General features: G+C 74.5%; 17 protein-coding genes. 14 read left to right on the plus strand and 3 right to left on the minus strand.

Annotation, left to right across the window (positions count from 1 at the left end; translation table 11 throughout):
• Positions 1 to 168 precede the first annotated feature (168 nt).
• Positions 169 to 798, plus strand: coding sequence for a phosphatase PAP2 family protein (locus tag D7I43_RS09730; RefSeq protein ID WP_120328113.1), 630 nt, complete (start codon positions 169 to 171; stop codon positions 796 to 798).
• A gap of 139 nt (positions 799 to 937) precedes the next feature.
• Here the strand turns inward: D7I43_RS09730 and D7I43_RS09735 are convergent, their stop codons facing one another.
• Positions 938 to 1,744 (minus strand): prepilin peptidase, encoded by an 807-nt coding sequence (locus D7I43_RS09735; RefSeq protein WP_120328114.1) that lies wholly within the window; start codon positions 1,742 to 1,744, stop codon positions 938 to 940.
• Between the two features lie 665 nt (positions 1,745 to 2,409).
• Between D7I43_RS09735 and D7I43_RS09740 the strand changes: the two genes are divergently transcribed.
• The 12 genes from D7I43_RS09740 (at position 2,410) to D7I43_RS09795 (ending at position 11,760) form a co-directional block, all read left to right on the plus strand.
• Entirely contained in the window at positions 2,410 to 2,940 is a 531-nt protein-coding gene (locus D7I43_RS09740) for a hypothetical protein (RefSeq protein ID WP_420870191.1), read from the plus strand.
• Between the two features lie 110 nt (positions 2,941 to 3,050).
• Positions 3,051 to 3,911, plus strand: a complete 861-nt coding sequence (locus D7I43_RS09745; RefSeq protein WP_240032884.1) for a hypothetical protein — start codon at positions 3,051 to 3,053, stop codon at positions 3,909 to 3,911.
• Between the two features lie 31 nt (positions 3,912 to 3,942).
• Positions 3,943 to 4,602, plus strand: a complete 660-nt coding sequence (locus tag D7I43_RS09750) for an SAF domain-containing protein (protein ID WP_120328117.1) — start codon at positions 3,943 to 3,945, stop codon at positions 4,600 to 4,602.
• Between the two features lie 2 nt (positions 4,603 to 4,604).
• Complete coding sequence (locus tag D7I43_RS09755) at positions 4,605 to 5,405, plus strand: CpaE/TadZ family protein (protein ID WP_120328118.1); 801 nt, start codon at positions 4,605 to 4,607, stop codon at positions 5,403 to 5,405.
• On the plus strand, positions 5,395 to 6,915 hold the full coding sequence (locus D7I43_RS09760) for a TadA family conjugal transfer-associated ATPase (RefSeq protein WP_120328119.1): 1,521 nt from the start codon (positions 5,395 to 5,397) through the stop codon (positions 6,913 to 6,915). The genes D7I43_RS09755 and D7I43_RS09760 overlap by 11 nt, the downstream gene beginning before the upstream one ends.
• Entirely contained in the window at positions 6,876 to 7,823 is a 948-nt protein-coding gene (locus D7I43_RS09765; protein ID WP_120328120.1) for a type II secretion system F family protein, read from the plus strand. The genes D7I43_RS09760 and D7I43_RS09765 overlap by 40 nt, the downstream gene beginning before the upstream one ends.
• Before the next feature lie 52 nt (positions 7,824 to 7,875).
• Positions 7,876 to 8,760 (plus strand): type II secretion system F family protein, encoded by an 885-nt coding sequence (locus D7I43_RS09770; RefSeq protein WP_120328121.1) that lies wholly within the window; start codon positions 7,876 to 7,878, stop codon positions 8,758 to 8,760.
• 24 nt (positions 8,761 to 8,784) lie between these two features.
• Positions 8,785 to 8,988: a hypothetical protein gene (locus D7I43_RS09775; RefSeq protein ID WP_120328122.1), complete on the plus strand. Its 204-nt coding sequence runs from the start codon at positions 8,785 to 8,787 to the stop codon at positions 8,986 to 8,988.
• Positions 8,989 to 9,167: 179 nt separating this feature from the next.
• Positions 9,168 to 9,578, plus strand: a complete 411-nt coding sequence (locus tag D7I43_RS09780) for a TadE family protein (RefSeq protein ID WP_240032910.1) — start codon at positions 9,168 to 9,170, stop codon at positions 9,576 to 9,578.
• Positions 9,563 to 10,042 carry a TadE/TadG family type IV pilus assembly protein gene (locus tag D7I43_RS09785; RefSeq protein ID WP_120328124.1) on the plus strand — a complete coding sequence of 160 codons (480 nt, stop codon included), beginning with the start codon at positions 9,563 to 9,565 and terminating at the stop codon, positions 10,040 to 10,042. The genes D7I43_RS09780 and D7I43_RS09785 overlap by 16 nt, the downstream gene beginning before the upstream one ends.
• The gene (locus D7I43_RS09790; protein WP_120328125.1) at positions 10,039 to 10,458 is read left to right on the plus strand and encodes a hypothetical protein; all 420 of its coding nucleotides are present in this window, start codon (positions 10,039 to 10,041) and stop codon (positions 10,456 to 10,458) included. Before D7I43_RS09785 ends, D7I43_RS09790 begins: the two co-directional genes overlap by 4 nt.
• A 9-nt stretch (positions 10,459 to 10,467) precedes the next feature.
• Positions 10,468 to 11,760, plus strand: a complete 1,293-nt coding sequence (locus D7I43_RS09795; RefSeq protein WP_120328126.1) for a LysM peptidoglycan-binding domain-containing protein — start codon at positions 10,468 to 10,470, stop codon at positions 11,758 to 11,760.
• A 4-nt stretch (positions 11,761 to 11,764) separates the two neighbouring features.
• Here D7I43_RS09795 and D7I43_RS09800 read toward each other — a convergent pair whose 3' ends face one another.
• Positions 11,765 to 12,616 (minus strand): Rieske (2Fe-2S) protein, encoded by an 852-nt coding sequence (locus D7I43_RS09800; protein WP_120328127.1) that lies wholly within the window; start codon positions 12,614 to 12,616, stop codon positions 11,765 to 11,767.
• Positions 12,617 to 12,700: 84 nt separating this feature from the next.
• Between D7I43_RS09800 and D7I43_RS09805 the strand changes: the two genes are divergently transcribed.
• Positions 12,701 to 13,465 carry a crotonase/enoyl-CoA hydratase family protein gene (locus D7I43_RS09805; protein WP_120328128.1) on the plus strand — a complete coding sequence of 255 codons (765 nt, stop codon included), beginning with the start codon at positions 12,701 to 12,703 and terminating at the stop codon, positions 13,463 to 13,465.
• Between the two features lie 117 nt (positions 13,466 to 13,582).
• Here D7I43_RS09805 and D7I43_RS09810 read toward each other — a convergent pair whose 3' ends face one another.
• A complete protein-coding gene (locus D7I43_RS09810; RefSeq protein WP_120328129.1) occupies positions 13,583 to 17,869 on the minus strand; it encodes a discoidin domain-containing protein in 4,287 nt (1,428 codons plus the stop codon).
• Positions 17,870 to 17,893 lie beyond the last annotated feature (24 nt).

Genomic DNA, 17,893 nt, shown 5'->3' on the forward strand with positions numbered 1-17,893 from the left:
TGCACGCGACCTCCCGTGGTGTCGACGTCCTCCGGTCGTACCCCGGCGGGCCCCTCCCTACGACAAAGGTCGTACGGATCTCCTGGCCTTCGGGCCTGCCGCCGGGTTCCCGGTGATTGGCACCCTTCTTCCAGGTGAACGGAGTATGAACGAACAGTGAGGTGAGACATGGTGGAGACCGGCGCGACGGGCGTACCGGACATCAGCGTCGACTGGTACCACGACATCGTCGACGTGGCCGACGGGAGCCCGGAACCCGTGCAGTGGTTCGCCGGGCACTTCACCGAGGGGGCCATCCTGCTGCTCGGCCTGCTGCTGCTGGTCGCGGCGCTCACCCGCCTCGGCGGCGGCCCGCGCGACCGCGCACTCGCCCTGGTCGCGCCGGTTCCCGTGGTCCTCGCGTACGTGTGCAGCGAGTGGCTCAAGACCGTGGTGGACGAGGACCGGCCCTGCCGAGCGGCCACCCGGGCGATCATCGCCGGCACCTGCCCCGCGCCGGGTGACTGGTCCTTCCCGAGCAACCACGCCACGGTCGCCGGTGCGCTGGCGGTGGCCACGCTGCTGCTCTCCCGGCGCATCGGGCTGGTCGCGTTGCCGCTCGCGGCGCTCGCGGCGTTCTCCCGCGTCTTCGTGGGCGTGCACTACCCGCACGACGTGGTGGCCGGCATGCTGCTCGGCGCCATCGTGGTCCTGCTGCTCGTGCCGCTGCTCGCCCGTCCGGCCGCCGCGCTGCTACGGCGCCGGTCCCGCGCCGAGCGCCCGGTCGCCGATCCGGTGGGCGGCTCCACCCGCCGCTAGCCCGCGCCGCCGCATCGCCGCCTCGGCCGGGGCGTCGCCGGATCGCCCCGGCCGGAGCGTCGCCGGGCCGTCGCGGCCGGGGCGACGCCGCGCCGCCTCGGCCGGGGCGCGCCGTCGCGGCCGGGGGCGCTCGGCGCGGTCAGCCGGCCAGGAGCAGGGCGGCGACCGTCCCGAGCACCAGGAACGGCCCGAACGGGACGTGCCCGGTCCACCGGACCCGTCCGGCCAGCAGCAGTCCGACGCTCGCCAGCGCGGCCAGCCCGAGGGCGGACATCAGCCCGGCCACCAGCACCGCCCAGCCGTGCCAGGCGAGCAGCGCGCCGACGCCGAGCGACAGTTTGGCGTCGCCCAGCCCGAAGCCTCGCGCGCCGAGGAGCAGGGTGGTGGCGGCGAAGAAGATCGCCAGCCCGACGCCGCCCAGCACCGCCCGCAGCCACGGTTCCGCGCCGGCGCCGGTCAGCGCGGCGAGGCCGAGCAGGACGCCGACACCGGCCGCCGCGGGCCAGGTGAACCGGTCGGGCAGCCGGTGCACGGCCACGTCGACGAAGCACAGCGGCAGCGCCCAGCCGAGCCACCAGGCCACCGCCGCCAGCTCGGCGGCGGGCGGGCCGAGCACCGCCAGCACCGCCACCGCGGCGAGGGCGGCCAGCTCGACCGTGGCCGGTGGCGGCCCGACCCGGGCGCGGCACACCGCGCAGCGGCCCGGCGGACCGAGCGCCGGCCACGGGTGCCGCAGGTCGACGGGCGTGCCGCAGGCCGGGCAGCCGGCGCGAGGTTCGGCGCCCGCCGGTACCGCGTGGCGCAGCACCGCCCGCCGCAGGATCGGGGTGAGCGCCAGCGCCGCGACCACCGCGGCCAGGCGCCCGGACCCGGAGGCCGCGTGCGGGTGGGTGCGCGGCCCCCGTCCGGCCTCCACCGGGGTGGCGGGTGGCCCGGTCAGCGCCATGACGACCTCCGTAGGGGGTGCCCGGCCGCGTCCGGTGCGCGCGTGCCGTGGGCGTCACGCAGGCCGGAAGATGCGGACACGGAGCGTAACTTAACGATCGCTCGGGTGTGGCGGATGGCGCGGAAAGTGACGACCCGCTCCGGCCACCCGGGCGGGTGTGCCCATCTGCGGGAATCCCGCCATGAGCCACCGCGTGCGACCGCACGGACGGGGGACGGATCGGGCGAGACGCCACGAGGGGGTCGACTCGCCTCCGCCGTCCGGCCACCGAGACCGCCACCCGGCGACGACCCCGGCCGGCCGTCCGGAGGCGCCGGGCATCGCCGCGGCCCGGCCACACGGCACCCCGGCGCCGGCACCGGCCGCCACCACCCGTCATCACACCCAGTAGTCACATGAATTTCCTCTGTTGCATCGGCGAACGTCAGCCTATGCTCGCCCCTTGGGTGTGACGCAAGCCTCACGAGACGACAGGACGGCATCGAACTTCACTTTTGTAAGGAATCCGTAGCGGTAAATGCGACAGCGCAATCCACGACCCCGGATGTGACCATTCGGGTGCGCTTCCGCATGCCCGGCGGTGTCAACGAGGTGGCCGCCGGGCGGGCCACCGAGGAGGCAGGGCGGTGCGAGGAAGGCAGCTCGGCCGAGCGGCAATCTGCCTGATGACGGTCGGGGTGACGGCATCCGTCACGGCGTGCGGCGCCGGACGGGAGGCGGCGGTGGCACCGCCGCGGCCACCGACGACCGGCGACGTCACGGCCCACGGGGAGGCCGACGAGCAGGCCGCGGGAAAGGCTGCGCTCGATGCCTATTCCGGCTATCTCGCGGCATCCCGTACGGCGAGTCGACGGGGAGATCCGCACGCGCCGGAACTGTCCCGGTTCCTCGCGGATCCGCTGTTGACCCGAGTCCGAATGGCAATTCGTGACGCGAAGGAGCACGGCGCGATGCGTACCGGAACGTTGAGGTCCGCCCCGACGGTCACCGCGGTCAGTCTCGACTCCGATCCGCCGACGGTGGAGATCCAGGACTGTCTCGACGCCACCGGCTACCGCCTCGTCTACACGAAGGACGGGCGGGCGGTTCGCGGCAGCGGCGGGAAACGCTACCTGGCCACCGCCACCGCCACCCGGTACCCCGACGGCCGCTGGCTGATCAGCGCCGGCGCGGCACACCAGGACCAGCCGTGCTGACCTGGGGAGGAAGGGCTGCCCCGCCCCGGACCCGGTGGGGCGGGGCAGCCCGCCGGTGCGTCGCTCGCCTCGCGGGTCTCGGCCTGGCGGTCACGCTGGTGGCCGCCGCCATGGGACCGGCGACGGCCGCCCGGCGGGCGGGCCCGGGCGCCGAGTGCCCGCCGGAGCAGCACGACTGCAGCGTCTGGGACGACGACCCGGGCACGCCCGGCGGTGGCGGGGACGGCGGGAACGACGGCGGTGACGGCGACTCCGGCGGGGGCGGCGGCGGTGGCACCTGCCAGTGGAACGGCCGCACCCTGCCGTGCTACGACGACGTGCTCGGCTGGTTCAACAACGGGGACGGCTGCTACTACAAGCTGGATGAGCCACGCTCGGGCGAGACGCCCGAGGGCAAGCAGTGGTACCTGGCCACCTGCAACGGCGGCGACCTCGGTGACCAGCACTCGGTCCTGCTCGACGCCCCGCCGCCCGGCTTCGGCGCCCCGCCCGACCCCGAGGAGCTGGCCCGCCGGGCGCTGGCCCGGATCACCATCCGGCCGCCCCGGATCGCGGTCGCTCCCCGCCGCGACACCGGCCCCGGCCTGGTCGGGCTGCCCGTCTGGATGTGGGCGGAGAACGCCCTGGAGACGTTCGGCCCGGAGATCTCCAGGACGGCGACCGAGCGGGGCCTGACCGTCGAGATCACGGCGGTCTTCGACCGGATCGTCTGGGACATGGGCGACGGCCGGACGGTCACCTGCACCGGCCCCGGCACCGAGTACAAGGTCACCGGACGGCACGCCGGCCAACGCTCACCGACCTGCGGATACCACCGCGGTTACGCGAAGGCCGGCGACTACGTGGTGCGCGCCAGCACCCACTGGACGGTGACCTGGCGGGGCGGCGGCGAGAGCGGAGAGATCCCAGTGACCCGGACGACCGGGACGGTGCCCATCCAGATCGACGAACTTCAGGTGGTGACGCGATGAGCGCGACCGACGAGCGGACGGCGGTGGCCCGGTGAGTCTGGCGACGCGGAACGCGACGGCCACGACCGAGACGCCGGTCAACCCGCCGAGGGTGGTCCGGCAGCGCCGGGTGCGCCCGGGGTTGCTCGGCCTGGCCGTGCTGCTGATCGCCCTCGGCGGGCTGGGCGCCGCGTTCGCGGTCACCTCGGTACGGGCCACCGGCAGCTACCTGGCGGTCGCGCGGCCGGTGGAGGTGGGTCGCCAGCTCACCGCCGACGACCTGCGGCCGGTGCAGGTGGCCGGTGGTCAGGGCCTGGCTCCCGTACCGGCCGACCGGATCGACGAGGTGGTCGGCAAGCGGGCCGCCGTCTCGCTGGCCCCGGGCACGCTGCTCACCCTGGCGCAGGTGACGGACGACCCGCTGCTCGGCCCCGGCGAGCAGCAACTGGCGCTCGGGCTCGAGCCCGCCGAGGTGCCCGCCCGGCAGTTGCACCCGGGCGACAAGGTGCTGCTCGTCAGCACCCCTGACGACGAGGCCACCGGCCCCACCGCGCCCGGGACGCGCTTCCCGGCCACCGTCATCGACACCCGCGCCTCGGAGACCGACGACGAGGTGGTGGTCTACCTCGCGCTCGCCGTCCGGGACGTACCGGCGGTGGTGGCGTTGAACGCGCAGGACCGGATCGCCGTCGTGCTCACCAGGGTGGCCTGAGCATGGCGATCATCGCGCTGGTCTCCGCCAAGGGCTCGCCGGGCGTCACCACCTCGGCGCTGGCCGCCGCGCTGACCTGGCACCGGCGGCTGGTCCTCGCCGAGTGCGACCCGGCCGGCGGGTCGATCCTCGCCGGTTTCCTCGGCGGAGCACTCGACGGACCGCGCGGCATCGGGGAGCTGGCCGTCGCCGAGCTGCGCGACGGCAACCTGGAGACGGCGTTCTGGTCGCAACTGGTCGACCTGGACGCGCCACGACGGGAACGACTGCTCCTGCCGGGCGTGGTCGATCCCGCCCAGTCCGGCAGCGTGGCCCCGCTGTGGCAGCGGTTCGCCGACTACTTCGCCGGTCTGGAACACGGCACGCCGTCGTACGACGTGCTGGTCGACTGCGGCCGGCTGCACGTCCCCCACCCGCCCTGGCCGCTGCTGCGCGCCGCCGCGGTGGTGCTCGTGGTGACCCGGGCCGAGCTGCCCGACCTCTCCGGCACGCGGGCCATGGTCCGGGCGATCGAACGGGACTTCTCCGAGCACCGGGTGCCACCGGGCACCCTGCGGCTGCTGCTGGTCGGCGACGGGCACGGGCGTACGGAGGTCAGCCGCGCGCTGCGGCTGCCGGTGATCGCGCGGCTGCCGCACGATCCGCGTACCGCCCGGGTGCTCACCGTCGGCGGGAACGTGCGGGCCGGACGGCCGTTGATGCGCGCGGCGTCCGCCCTCGAGGTGCCCGTCGGCGCGCTGCTCGACCGGCGCCGGGCACGGCTGTCCTGGCCCGTCCAGCAGGGGGTGCCGGATGCGTTTTGAGCCGGTCTCGGCCGACCCGCGCCAGCACCCGCCGGCCGCCACCTCGACCGCGCCGCCGCTCGCGAACGGGCACCACGGACCGCCGCTGCCCGTGCCCGTCGCCGCGCCGGCCCCGCAGCCGCCCCGCCACCGGGTGGACTTCGCGGTGGTGCGGGAGCTGCGCCGGCAGCTCAGCGAGCGCCTCACCCGCTGGCAGCGCGGTCGGGAGTTCACCCCCGACGAGGAGGAGACCGAGCGGGCCCGGCTCGCCGTGGCGGTGGTGGCCGAGTACGCCGACTCGGTCCGCCGGGCCGGCACGCCGATGCCGGCCGAGGAGGAGCGGCTCCTGCTCGACCAGGTGACCGCCGAGCTGGTGGGGCTCGGCCGGCTGCAGACCCTGCTGGTCGACGACACCATCGAGGAGGTGCACATCCTGGGGTGCGACCAGGTGCGCATCACCCGGCACGGCGGCGGGGTCGACTGGGCCGAACCCATCGCCGACAGCGACGACGAACTGGTGGAGATCCTCCAGGCGGCGGCCCGCCGGGCCGGGGCCACCGAACGCTCCCTCTCCACCTCGAAGCCCACCCTCGACCTGCAACTGCCCGACGGCAGCCGGCTCGCCGCCGTGTTCCTCGTCAGCCACCGCCCCTACGCGGTGATCCGCAAGCACAACACGCTCGACGTGAGCCTCGACGACATCGCCGGCTCGCGGCCCGACCTGGACGAGATGATCGACCCGCTGCTGCGTGACTTCCTCCGCGCGTCCATGCGGGCCGGTCTGAACATCATGGTGGCCGGGCTCGCCGGCGCCGGGAAGACCACGATCATCCGCGCGCTGATGAACGAGATCCCGCCGGACGAGCCGTACGTGCTGCTGGAGGAGAGCCGGGAACTGCTGCCCGCGCGCCGTAACCACCGACACCGGGCGGTGATGAGCTTCGAGGCCCGCGAGGGGCACGGTGAGCGGGGGCTGGACGGCCGCCCCGCCGGCGAGGTGACGATCGCCGACCTGATCCCGGTGTCGCTGCGGATGGGCGTACTGCGGATCATCGTGGGCGAGGTCCGGTCGCGGGAGATCGTCCCGATGCTCCAGGCCATGACGACCAGCCGGGGCTCGATGTGCACGATCCACGCCCGTACGCCGGCGGGGGTGGGCGAGCGGATCGTGGAGCTGGCGCTCGCCCACGGCCGGGAGATGACCGTCGACCAGGCGCGCCGCATGGCCGGCAACGCGCTCGACCTGATCGTGTACGTGACGGTCGAGGACGAGACCGCCATCGGCGGGCGCAAGCACCGCTTCGTCTCCCACGTCGAGGAGGTGATCGGCGCCGGGGACACCGGGCGGATCACCACGACGACGGTCTTCGGTCCCGGGCCGGACGGCCGGGCGGTGCCGTTGCACCTGCCGGAACGTGTCCGCGACCAGTTGCTCCGCGTCGGCTACGACGCCCGGCTGCTGACCCGGTGGATCGAGGCCGGCACCGGCGCGTGGCGGCGACCCCGGCAGACCCGGCTGGCCCGGAGGTGACGGGCGTGCGCGACGACATCGAGCTGATCGCGGTGGTCTCCGGTGCCGCGTGCGTGGCCGGCCTGGTGCTGGCGGTCGTCGCCCTGGTCGGCACCCGGCGGCCACCCGGTCCACGCCCTGGGGCCGGCCACGGCCTGCGCCGGCTGTGGGAGGGCCCGGGCAGCACGCCTCGGGAGCGGCGCAACCACCAGGCCCTGCTGGTCGGCGCGCTGGTGGCCGGGGCGGCCGCCTTCCTGCTCACCGGCCTGCCCGTCGTGGGGCTGCTGGTCGCCGTGGCGGTGCCCGGCACGCCCTGGCTGTTCAGCGTGGGCCGGGCCGAGCAGCGGGCGATCGCCCGGATCGAGGCGGTCGGCGAGTGGACCCGCCGGCTCAAGGACGTCACCGCCACCGGCCAGGGGCTGCAACAGTCGATCATCCACACCGTCGGCACCGCGCCCGAGGAGATCGAGGAGGAGGTACGCCTGCTGGCCGCCCGCCTCCAGGCCGGCTGGCTGACCCGTTCCGCCCTGCTCGCCTTCGCCGACGAGATCGGTGACCCGGTCTGTGACCAGGTGGTGGCCGCGCTGATCCTGCACCTCACCGACCGGGGCGAGCGCCTCGGCGACGTGCTCGGCTCGATCGCCGCCGCCGCGGCGGCCGAGGTCGCCACCCGCCGCGAGGTGGAGGCGAAGCGTACGCAGCCCCGGTTCGCGGTGCGCTTCCTCACCGGGATGACCCTCGCCACCGTGGCGTACGGGCTGCTCAACACCGAGTACATCCGCCCGTACGGCACACCGGCCGGCCAGCTCGTGATGGCGGCGCTCGGCGCCGCGTTCGTCGGCCTGCTGGCCTGGGTGCGGTCGATGAGCCAGCCACAGCGGCCGGCCCGGTTCCTGCCGCCGCCCGACCCCGAGGAGGCGATCGCGTGAGCGCGAGGAGTGAGCTTGCGAGCCCCGCAGTCGCGAACGAAGGACTGGCACCGTGAGCCCCTTCGGCGCGTACCCCGACTGGCCGTTGGCCATCGCCGTCGGCGCCGGCGCGGCCGTCGGGCTCGGCCTGTTCCTCGTGGTCCGCGAGCTGGTGCCGGCGGCGCCCGCGCTCGGCCCGGCGCTGCGCCGGCTGCACCAGCCGGCCGGCGGGACGCTCGGGGCACCGGCCAGCCGGAGGCTGGAGTGGCTCAGCGGCTTCTCGCGGTGGCTGCGGCCGCCGCACCGGCAGCTCGCGCTCATCGACCAGACGCCCGAGCAGTACGCCCTGTCGGTGCTGCTCTCCGCGCTCATCGGGCTGGCCGCGCCCACCCTGATCGGCGTGGCCGGCTTCCTGCTCGGCATCCACCTGCCGCTGGCCGTGCCGGTGCTGGGCAGCCTCGGCCTGGCCCTGGTGGCCGCGCTGCTCGCGCACCGCGCGGTGCTCAGCCGGGCCGCCAAGGCACGGGACGAGTTCCGCCAGGCGGTCTGCACCTACCTGGACCTGGTGGCGTTGCAGCTCTCCGCCGCGCACGGCCCGGTGCAGTCGCTGGAGCGGGCCGCGGCGGTCTGCGAGGGCTGGGTGTTCGACCGGATCGCCGAGGCGCTGCGGATCGCCCAGATGCAGATGCACTCGCCCTGGGACGAGCTGCGGGACCTCGCCGACCGGATCGGCATCCCCGAGCTGGGCGACGTGGGGGCGATCATGCGCTCCTCCGGCAGCGAGGGAGCGCAGGTGCACGAGACCCTGCGCAGCCGGGCCGACTCGCTGCGCGACCAGATCCGGACCGACAACCTGGCCCGCGCCGAGGGGGTGACCAGCCGCCTCGACATCCCGGGCGCCCTGCTCGTCTTCGTCCTGCTCGGCTTCGCCATCTACCCGTTCATCGCCCGCCTCTGACCCCGCACCGAGAAGGAGTACGCCATGCCGCTCATCACCTACCTGCACGCCGCGCTGACCGCGCGCCTGGCCGAACTGCGCCGCCACGGCGAGCGCGGCGACAGCCCGGTGCCGACCGCGGTGATCATCTTTGGTCTCGTGGCGGTCGCCATGGCGGTCACCGCGGCGGCCCTGGCCAGCGCCAACGACTGGATGGACAACATCCCGAAGCACCAGGACCCGAAGTAAGGGCCATGCACCGAGTCGCTTCCGGCCGGGTGCGCCGGGCGGCACGCGCCGTCCGGCGCACCCACCCGGCCGTCGCCGTACGCGGGACGGGCCCCCGCGCCCACGGCGGCCGGCGCGCGGAGCGGGACGCCTCCCGCGTCGCGGCTCGCCGCCGAGCCGCTCCCCTCGCGGCCCGCCGCCTGGCCGCTCCCGTCGCGCGGCGGCTGGTGGCCGGCGGTGCGGACCGGGGCGCCAACCCCGTCGAACTGGCGGTGGTGATGCCCGTGATCCTGGTGCTGCTCTTCGCGTCGGTGCAGGTCGCCGTCTGGTTCGTGGCCCGGTCGACCGCGCTGAACGCCGCGCAGAGCGCGGTCAACGCGCAGCGGGTGTACCAGGCCCCCGCGGACGCGGGGCCGCAGCGCGCCACCCGGTTCCTCCGCGCCTCCGGTGACTGGCTCGTGGGATGGGACCGGCCGGGGCCGGTGTGCGAGACCACCGCCACCGAGGTGACCTGCACGGTGCGGGGCCGGTCCCTCTCGGTGATCCCCCTGGTGAGATTCCCGGTGACGCAGACCGCGCACGGGACGGTGGAACGGTGGACCACGCCGTGACCCGCGACGGCGGACGGGGCTCCGTCTCCATCGAGGTGGCGGTGCTCGCCCCGGCGTTCATCGCGCTGATCGTGCTGGCCGGGGCCACCGGGCGTACGGCGGTGGCGGCCGAGGCGATCGACGCGGCAGCGCACGACGCGGCCCGCGCCGCCTCGATCTCCCGGGACGCCTCCACGGCCCGCGCGGCGGCCCGCGCCGCGGCCGTCCGGCAGCTCGGCTGGCGCGGCCTGGCCTGCACCGAGCCGCCCGAACTCACCTTCAGCGGCTCGGTCGGAGGCCGGACGACGAGCTTCGCGGCGGCCTTCCGCAGCCGCGCGGGGCAGGAGGCGACGGTCACCGTCCAGGTCAGCTGCACCGTGTCCTTCGAGGACATCCACCTCTCCGTGCTGCCCGGGATGCCGGCGGGCAACCGGGTCGCGGCGAGCTTCACCTCGCCGCTGGACCGCTACCGGAGCCGAGGATGAATCGGGACGCGGGACGGGTGAGCATCTTCCTCGCCGTGGCGATGGTCGGGGTACTCGCGCTCATCGGGCTCTCGTACGACGGCGCCGGCCAGTTGCGGAGCCTGCAACGCGCCGACAACCTCGCCGCCGAGGCCGCCCGCACCGGCGGGCAGGCGATCGACCGGGCCACCGCGATCGCCGGCGGGCCGAAGCGCATCGACGAACGGCAGGCACGCGCCGCCGTGGCCGACTACCTCGCCGCCGCCGGCGGCGTCCGCCGCCACACAGTCAGCTTCCCCGTCGTCGGGGGCGAGACGCTGGTCAGGGTCCGGGTCGAGGTCACGTACCGGCGGTCGATGCTCGGCCTCTTCGGCTTCGGCGACACCGTCACCGTGACCGGTGAGGCCACCGCGCGGGCCCTCACCGGGGAACCGTAGGGAGGCAGCATGGTTCGTTCGGCCGTACGCCGCACCGGGCGCGTCCTCACCGGGCTCGGCGCGCTCGTCGTGCTCTGCGCGGTGGTGGTGGGCGCGCCCGTGGCGCTGCTCGCCTTCGCCGGCAACCCGCTCCCCGACCACGTACCGTCGCTCGCCGAGGTCGGCGCCACGCTGACCAGCCGCGACGACGGGCAGCTGTTCCTGCGGGCGCTGGCGGTGGCCGGCTGGTTCGGCTGGGCCACGTTCACCCTCTCGGTGCTCGTCGAACTCGGCGCCCAGGCGCTGCGCCGCCCGGCGCCCCGGCTGCCCGGCATGAGCCGCCAGCAGCGGGCCGCCGCCGCGCTGGTCGGCTCGGTCGCGCTGATCGTCGCCGCCGCGCCGGCCGCCGCCAGCGCCGCCGCGGTCACCGGCACCCAGGCGTACGCCGGGCCGACCGCGGTCACCGGCACCCAGGCGTACGCCGGGCCGACCGCGGTCACCGGCACCCAGGCGTACGCCGGGCCGGCCGCCGTCGCGCGGGCGGCTTCGTCCGGTCCGGCCACGGTCGCGAGCCCGATCACGCGGGACGCGCCGGCCGGGGGCGCACCCGTCTACCGGGTCGCGAAGGGCGACTACCTCGGCGCGGTGGCCGAGCGCTACCTGGACGAGTTCGCCGACTACCGCGAGCTGGCCCGGCTCAACCGGCTGGCCGATCCGGACCGGATCCGCCCGGGTCAGTTGATCAGGCTCCCGGAACGCGCGACCGACCAGGGCGTACGGCCGCACGCCACGGGCCGTCTCGTCGCCCGTCCCGTTCCCGAGCGGGTGGCCCCGGCACACGGTGACCGGGAGGCGGCACCGTCGCCGGGCGCCGGCGAGCGAGCCGGGGTGGGCGATGGCGGCCGGCAGGCGGAGGTGGTGTCCGGCCAGCCGGGTGGGCACCGGACGGGCACCGGGTCGTCCGAGGCCGGGTCGCCGGCGATGACCGTGGGCGCGGCCCGGGCCACCGAGCCGGACCGGTTGAACCGCCCCCTGGCGATCTCGGCCGTGCTCGCCGTGGCGAGCATCGTCGGCGCCCAGGTGGGCGCGGTACTCGGGCTGCGCCGCCGCCCGGCCACCAGCGGCGCGCGAACCGGTCGGGGCACCGCCGGGGCGAGGGCCGCTCGGGGCGCCGCCGGGGCGTCGACCGCTCGGGGCGCCGACCGGGCGGATGCCGTCGCGGGCCGCAGAGCCGGCCGGGCGCTGCCGAGCGGGCAGGCGGGCGCCCACGCACGCGCGACGGGCGAGCTGCCAGCCGGGCGGCACCGGAAGGACCGGCCCTGAGCTGTCAGGGCAGCCGGGCCTCCAGCACGCCGTCGCGGATCCGCGTCGGCAGGACCTGCTGGTCGTTGCCGGACGGGCCGTGCACGACCTCGCCACCGTTGAGCCGGAACGTGCTGCCGTGCCAGGGGCAGACCACGCAGGCGTGCCCGTCGATCTCCTGCACCTCGCCCTGGCCGAGCGGGCCGCTCTGGTGCGGGCAGCGCTCCAGCATCACGGTGACGTCGTCACCGTGCCGGTAGAGGATGACCGACACGTCGTCGATCTCCCGGGTGATCAGCTGCCGTTGCGGCAGGCTCGCCATGTCGCCGAGCGGGTGCCACCCCTGGCTGATGAGGTGCATCTCGGAGATGCTCTGGTTGACCTGCGCGCCCTGCTTGTACGCGAGGTGCCCGCCGATGTAGGCGCCCATGCTCGCGGCGCCGAGGCCCGCGAAGCTGAGCATCCGCCCGAGGCTGTGCCGGCCGGAGAAGCGAGCCGCCAGCGAACCGGCGTAGCACGCCAGGCCGATGCTGTTGGCCGCGGCGTGGACCAGGCCGACCCGCCGCTGGTCGGGGGCGAGCGCCGCCCAGTCGTTGAGGCCGGCCACGGCCGCCGGCACGGCGCTCACGGTGCCGACCGCGGTCAGCGTGGTGGCCGCCCGGCGCTGACCGGGCATCAGGTCGAGGATCGCCGCGCTGATCCACGAACCCACCGGCACCTGCACCATCGCCGGATGCAGCGGATGGCCCAGCGGGACGCCGTGCAACAGGTCCCGCAGCCACTGCGGTCGCAGGGTCGCCTGGACGGCGCGCTGCAACCGGTCACCCACCCCGTCCAGCCGGGTGTTCTGCTCGATCTTCGTCAGGAGTGCTCGCACGGCTACCCACTTCCCGCCAGAGACGACGGCAAACCGCCCAAGTCGGGCCTGGTACGCCGGCCGCGCGCCGGGCATGCTGTGCCGATGGGCGTACGGGTCGAACGCGACGGGCCGGTGACCACCGTGATCCTGGACCGACCGGAGGCGCGCAACGCCGTCGACGGGCCGACCGCGCGGGCGCTCGCGGACGCGTTCCGCGCCTTCGACGCCGACTCCGACGCGTCGGTGGCCGTGCTCTGGGGTGCCGGCGGCACGTTCTGCGCGGGCGCCGACCTGAAGGCGATCGGCACACCGCGCGGCAACCGGGTCGAGCCGGACGGGGACGGGCCGATGGGCCCGACGCGGATGGCCCTCGGCAAGCCGGTGATCGCGGCGATCTCCGGTCACGCCGTCGCCGGTGGCCTGGAGCTGGCGCTCTGGTGCGACCTGCGGGTGGCCGAGTCCGACGCGGTGCTCGGGGTGTTCTGCCGGCGCTGGGGGGTGCCGCTCGTCGACGGCGGCACGGTACGGCTGCCCCGCCTCATCGGCGAGAGCCGGGCCATGGACCTGATCCTCACGGGCCGCCCGGTGTCCGCCGAGGAGGCGTACGCCATGGGGCTGGTCAACCGCCTGGTCGCGCCGGGAACGGCGCGGGCGGCGGCCGAGGAGCTGGCCGCGGAGCTGGCCCGGTTCCCGCAGACCTGCCTGCGCAACGACCGGGCCGCGGTGCTCGCGGGCGCCGGGCTGCCCGAGCCGGAGGCGATGGCGGCCGAGCTGGCGTACGGGATGGAGTCGCTGGCCACGGACGCGGCGGCCGGGGCTGCCCGGTTCGCCGCCGGGGCCGGCCGGCACGGCGCACCGGCCACCTGACCCGGACCTCGGCCAGGGCTGTCGTCAGCAGCCCCACAGCGGCCGCGCGGGTGCGGATGAAGCGGGGACGCCGCCGGGAGGGTGGGTCCTCCCGGCGGCGCCCCGCGGTCGGGGTGGTCAGTTGCGGATGATGGTGAACGTCGAGGTCGTGTTCCTGATGTCGACGTCGTTGTCGGTCAGGCGGAGGTTGTTGAAGGTCGCGGAGCCGACCGCCGGGCCCTGGCCCTGCTCGGGCATCTCGTTGACCCAGATGCCGAAGCCCGACTTGTGGTCGAAGGCGTCACCGCTGCGCCGCGCCCCGGAGATCGAGACGTTGGTGAAGACGGTGTCGGTGACCGGGTTCTCCGGCTGGCTGCCGGTGTACTTGGTCTGGAACATGATCCCGGAGTACGTCGGGTCCACGATGTCCACGTCGGACACCCGGATGCCGCGGAACTCCTTCGACGCCGAGAAGATCCAGATCGCGGGGAAGGTCTGCGCTCCCCAGAAGTGGCCGCCCGACCGGATCAGGGAGATGTTCTCGAACCGGGTGGGCGGGCTGGCCCCGAACCCGATGAACGGGTAGCCGAAGTCCAGCGAGCTGATCGTGATGCCGGAGTACGTCAACTGGTCCGCGATGTAGAGGTTGCGGAACACGTTGTCGTAGCCGCCGTACACCGCGATGCCGGCCGCCCGCCAGGTCAGCGTTGCGGTCAGGTTCTCGAAGACGTTCCCGTGGTTGCCGGTGGACGCGCCCTGGTCCGTGGCGGAGAAGAGCGCGAACGCGTCGTCGCCGTTGGAGCGCCCCTCCGAGTTGGCGACCAGGTTGCCCGTGCTGCCGTTGGTCATGTTCACCGCGTCGGCGAACGTGTTCCGGAAGCGGCTGTTCGTGATCTTGAGGCCGCTCACGCTGACACCCCAGTACGCGCAGACCGTGTGCTCGACCCAGACGTTGTCGAGGGTCAGGTTGTCCACGTCCTTCAGCTCACCCCAGACCTTGCCCGGCCCGTCGATCCGGTTGGTGTAGTTGCCGAAGAAGGCGAGGTGCTCGAAGGACGACCCGCTGGCCGAGGGCTCCACGCGGAAGCCGGCGTCGGTGTTCTGCTGCCCCGTCGGCGTCTGGAAGCGGGTGTACCACATGCCCGCGCCGACCACCTTGACCGGCTTGCCGTAGACCTGGAACTTCTGGGAGGTCTCATACGTGCCGGCCGGCAGGTAGACGCCGACGAGGGTGCCCGTGGTGTCCATCCGGACGGCGTCCAGCGCGTTCTGCACGTCGGAGTGGCTGAAGCCGTTCGGCACCTTGTACCGGGCCGGGTCCGGGTTGGCGCGCGGCGCCACCTGCTCCAGGTTGACGAAGTCGATGGCGTACGTGGTGCTGTTCGCCGGGTCCTTCTGGAGCCGGATCCGGCTGCCCGCCGGGATGGTCGAGTCCAGCAGGACGTTCGCCTCGTCGTAGATGTGCCGGGGCGGGCCGGCGCTCGGCGAGTCGCTCGGTCCGGCCTCGGCGCCGTACAGCCAGATGTGCTTCGAGGTCAGGCTGATCGGCTTGTGCAGGACACCGTTGACGTAGATGTTCAGCGTCGAGGTGATCCCGCCGCCGCCCGGCGCGTCCGGGATGGAGAAGCGGGTCACCAGGGCGTTGGCGGGCGCCTTGGTGGTCCACTCGACGTACGCGCCGGTCGTGTTGAGGGTCACCGCCCGGCGGCCGGACGCCTCGCCGGCCAGGTCGCCGATGGTCCGGTTCGGCCCGACCACCTGCGCGCCGCCGCCGACCGAGCCGTCCTCCGCCTCGTACATGTCGTACGGCAGGTTCGCACCGCGACCGACGAAGAGCGCCCGCTCGCTCGTGTTGTTCTGCCGCTTCACCGGCAACTCGTTGGCGTCGTCGGCGAGCACCACCCGCACGGTGTACCGGCCGTTGGCCGCCGTCCAGGTGCCGAGGTCGACCGGGCCGGCCGTCGCGCCCGCGCCGATGGTGCCGCTGTACGAGCCGGTCAGCGTCCGCACGACGGCGCCCGAGTCGTTCAGCACGGTCAGCGTGACGCCGTGGGCGCCGCTCGCCGACGCGATCGTGCCCTGGTTGCGGATGGTCACCGCGAAGCTCACCGTGGCGCCCGCGCTCGGCGTGCCGGGCGACCAGGTGACCGCGGACGCGACCAGGTCGGAACTGGCCACCGGGCTGACGGTGAGCGGGGTCGGGCGGGTGTAGGTGTTGTTGGCCTCGTTCTGCTCGATGACCGTGTTCGCCTCGTCGACCTTCGCGACCAGCTCGTAGCTGCCCGCGTTGCGCGGCCCGACGTTCGCCGAGACGGTGGTGGACGCCCCGGCGGCCAGCGCACCGACGTTCGCCGTGCCGACCTTCGTCGTACCCAGGTAGAGGCCGACGGCGGTGGCGGCCGAGGCCGCCGTGCCGGCGTTGCGGACCGTGGCGCTCAGCGTGATCGCGTCGGTCTCGACGGGCGTGGCCGGTGACGCGGTGATGCCGGTGACGGTCAGGTCGGGGTTCGGCGCCGGCACGCCGATCACCTGGAGTTCGGCGACCTGCCCGTTGGACGAGCCGGAGTTGGCCGTGAACTGGAGCCGCACGTCGGCGGCGGTCGCCGAGACCGGGATGGTCACGGTGTTGCCGCTCGCCGGGTTGAACGAGTACGTGGCCGAGCCGACCAGCGTCGTGAACCCCGACGCCGACTGCTCCCGGCCGAGCACCTGGAACGTCTGCGTACGCGGCCCCCAGACCGGGTCGGGGTTGAGCTTGACCACCAGCGAGCTGATGGTCGCGTTCGCGCCCAGTGCGACGGTCAGGGTGCTCGGGTACGCCCCCGGCGCGCCCTCCCAGTAGGTGGTGACGTCGTCGTCGTTGGCGTTGACCGCGTTGAAGATGTGCACCACCGACGAGGCCGTGATCGGCTTGCCGACCGCCAGGTTGGTGCCGCCCGGCGTGCTGCCGGGGCGGGTCACCGTGTTGCTGTTCGCCGACACGTTCCCCGCCGCGTCGCGGGCACGCACGACGTAGGAGACGGTGGCCGACGCCGGCTGGGTGTCGGTGTACGTGAGGGTCGTGCCGTTGACGCTGCCGCGCAGGGAGCCGTTGGCGTACACGTCGTAGCCGGTCACGCCGACGTTGTCGGTGGACGCCGTCCAGGTCAACCGGATCTGGCCGCTCGCCGGCTCGGTGTACGCCAGGTTGCCCGGCGCCGTGGGTGCCACCGTGTCACCGGTGTTGCCCGTACGGGTGACCGTGTTGCTGTTCGGCGACTGGTTGCCGGCGGCGTCCCGGGCCCGGACGTGGTAGGTGACCGTGGCGCCGGCCGGCTGGGTGTCGGTGTACGTGAGCGTCGAGCCGCCGACGCTGGTGCGCAGCACACCGTTGGCGTAGATGTCGTAGCCGGTCACGCCCACGTTGTCGGTCGACGCCGTCCAGGTGAGCCGGATCTGGTCGGGCGCCGGCTCGGTGAAGGCGAGGTTGCCGGGCGCCGAGGGCGGCTGCGTGTCGCCGGTGGCCGGGCCGTACACCTCCAGCTCGGAGAGCTGCCCGGCGGGCCAGCCGGTGTTCGCGGTGAACAGCAGCCGGACGTACCGGGTGGACGCCGTCGGCACGGTCACGGTGACCGTGTTGCCGGAGCCCGGGTTGAAGGCGTACGCCGCCGAGGCGACCAGGGTGTTGAAGGTCGACCCGTTGGTGCTGCCCTGTACGGTCAGCGTCTGGCTGCGCGCCGGCCAGCCGGCCGGCAGTTTGAGCACCAGCCGGTCGACGTTCACGGTGGCGGCCAGGTCGACCTGGATCCACTGCGGGAAGGCGTTGTTGACGCTCTCCCAGTAGGTGGCCGCGTTGCCGTCGTTGGCGTTGGCGGCGCCGTACACGTCGGCGTGCCCGCTCTCGGCCATCGCCTTGCCGAGCGCCAGGTTGGTCGAGGAGGTGGCGGCGCCGTACACCTCCAGCTCGGCGAGCTGGGCGGCCGGCCAGCCGGTGTTCGCCGTGACGGCGATCCGCACGAACCGGGTGCTGGTGGCCGGGAAGCTGAGGGTCACGGTGTTTCCGCTGGCCGGGCTGAACGACCGCCCGGCGGAGGAGACGATGGTGCTGAAGCCGCTGCCGTCCGCGCTGCCCTGCACGGAGAGCGTCTGGGTGCGGGCCTCCCAGCCGCCCGGCAACTTGAGCGTCACCTGGTCGATCGACTGGCTGGACCCGAGGTCGACCTGGGCCCACTGCGGGAGGGCGCCGCTGCTCTCCCAGTAGCTGCCCTGGTTGCCGTCGGTGAGGTTGGCGGCGACGTACGGTCCGTTGGCGCTGCTGGCGGAGGTGCTGCGCCCGGCGGCGAGGTTCGGGCCGCCCGCGGCGGCGGCCGGCGGCGCCGGAGCCGCGGTGACGGCCAGGCCGACCGCGGTGAGCACCGCGATGAGTCGGGTGCGGAATCTGGACATGGTTGCGGACACCTTCTTCCCGGG

Origin of the sequence: Micromonospora globbae, assembly GCF_003610785.1 — a bacterium.
Lineage (GTDB): Bacteria > Actinomycetota > Actinomycetes > Mycobacteriales > Micromonosporaceae > Micromonospora > Micromonospora globbae.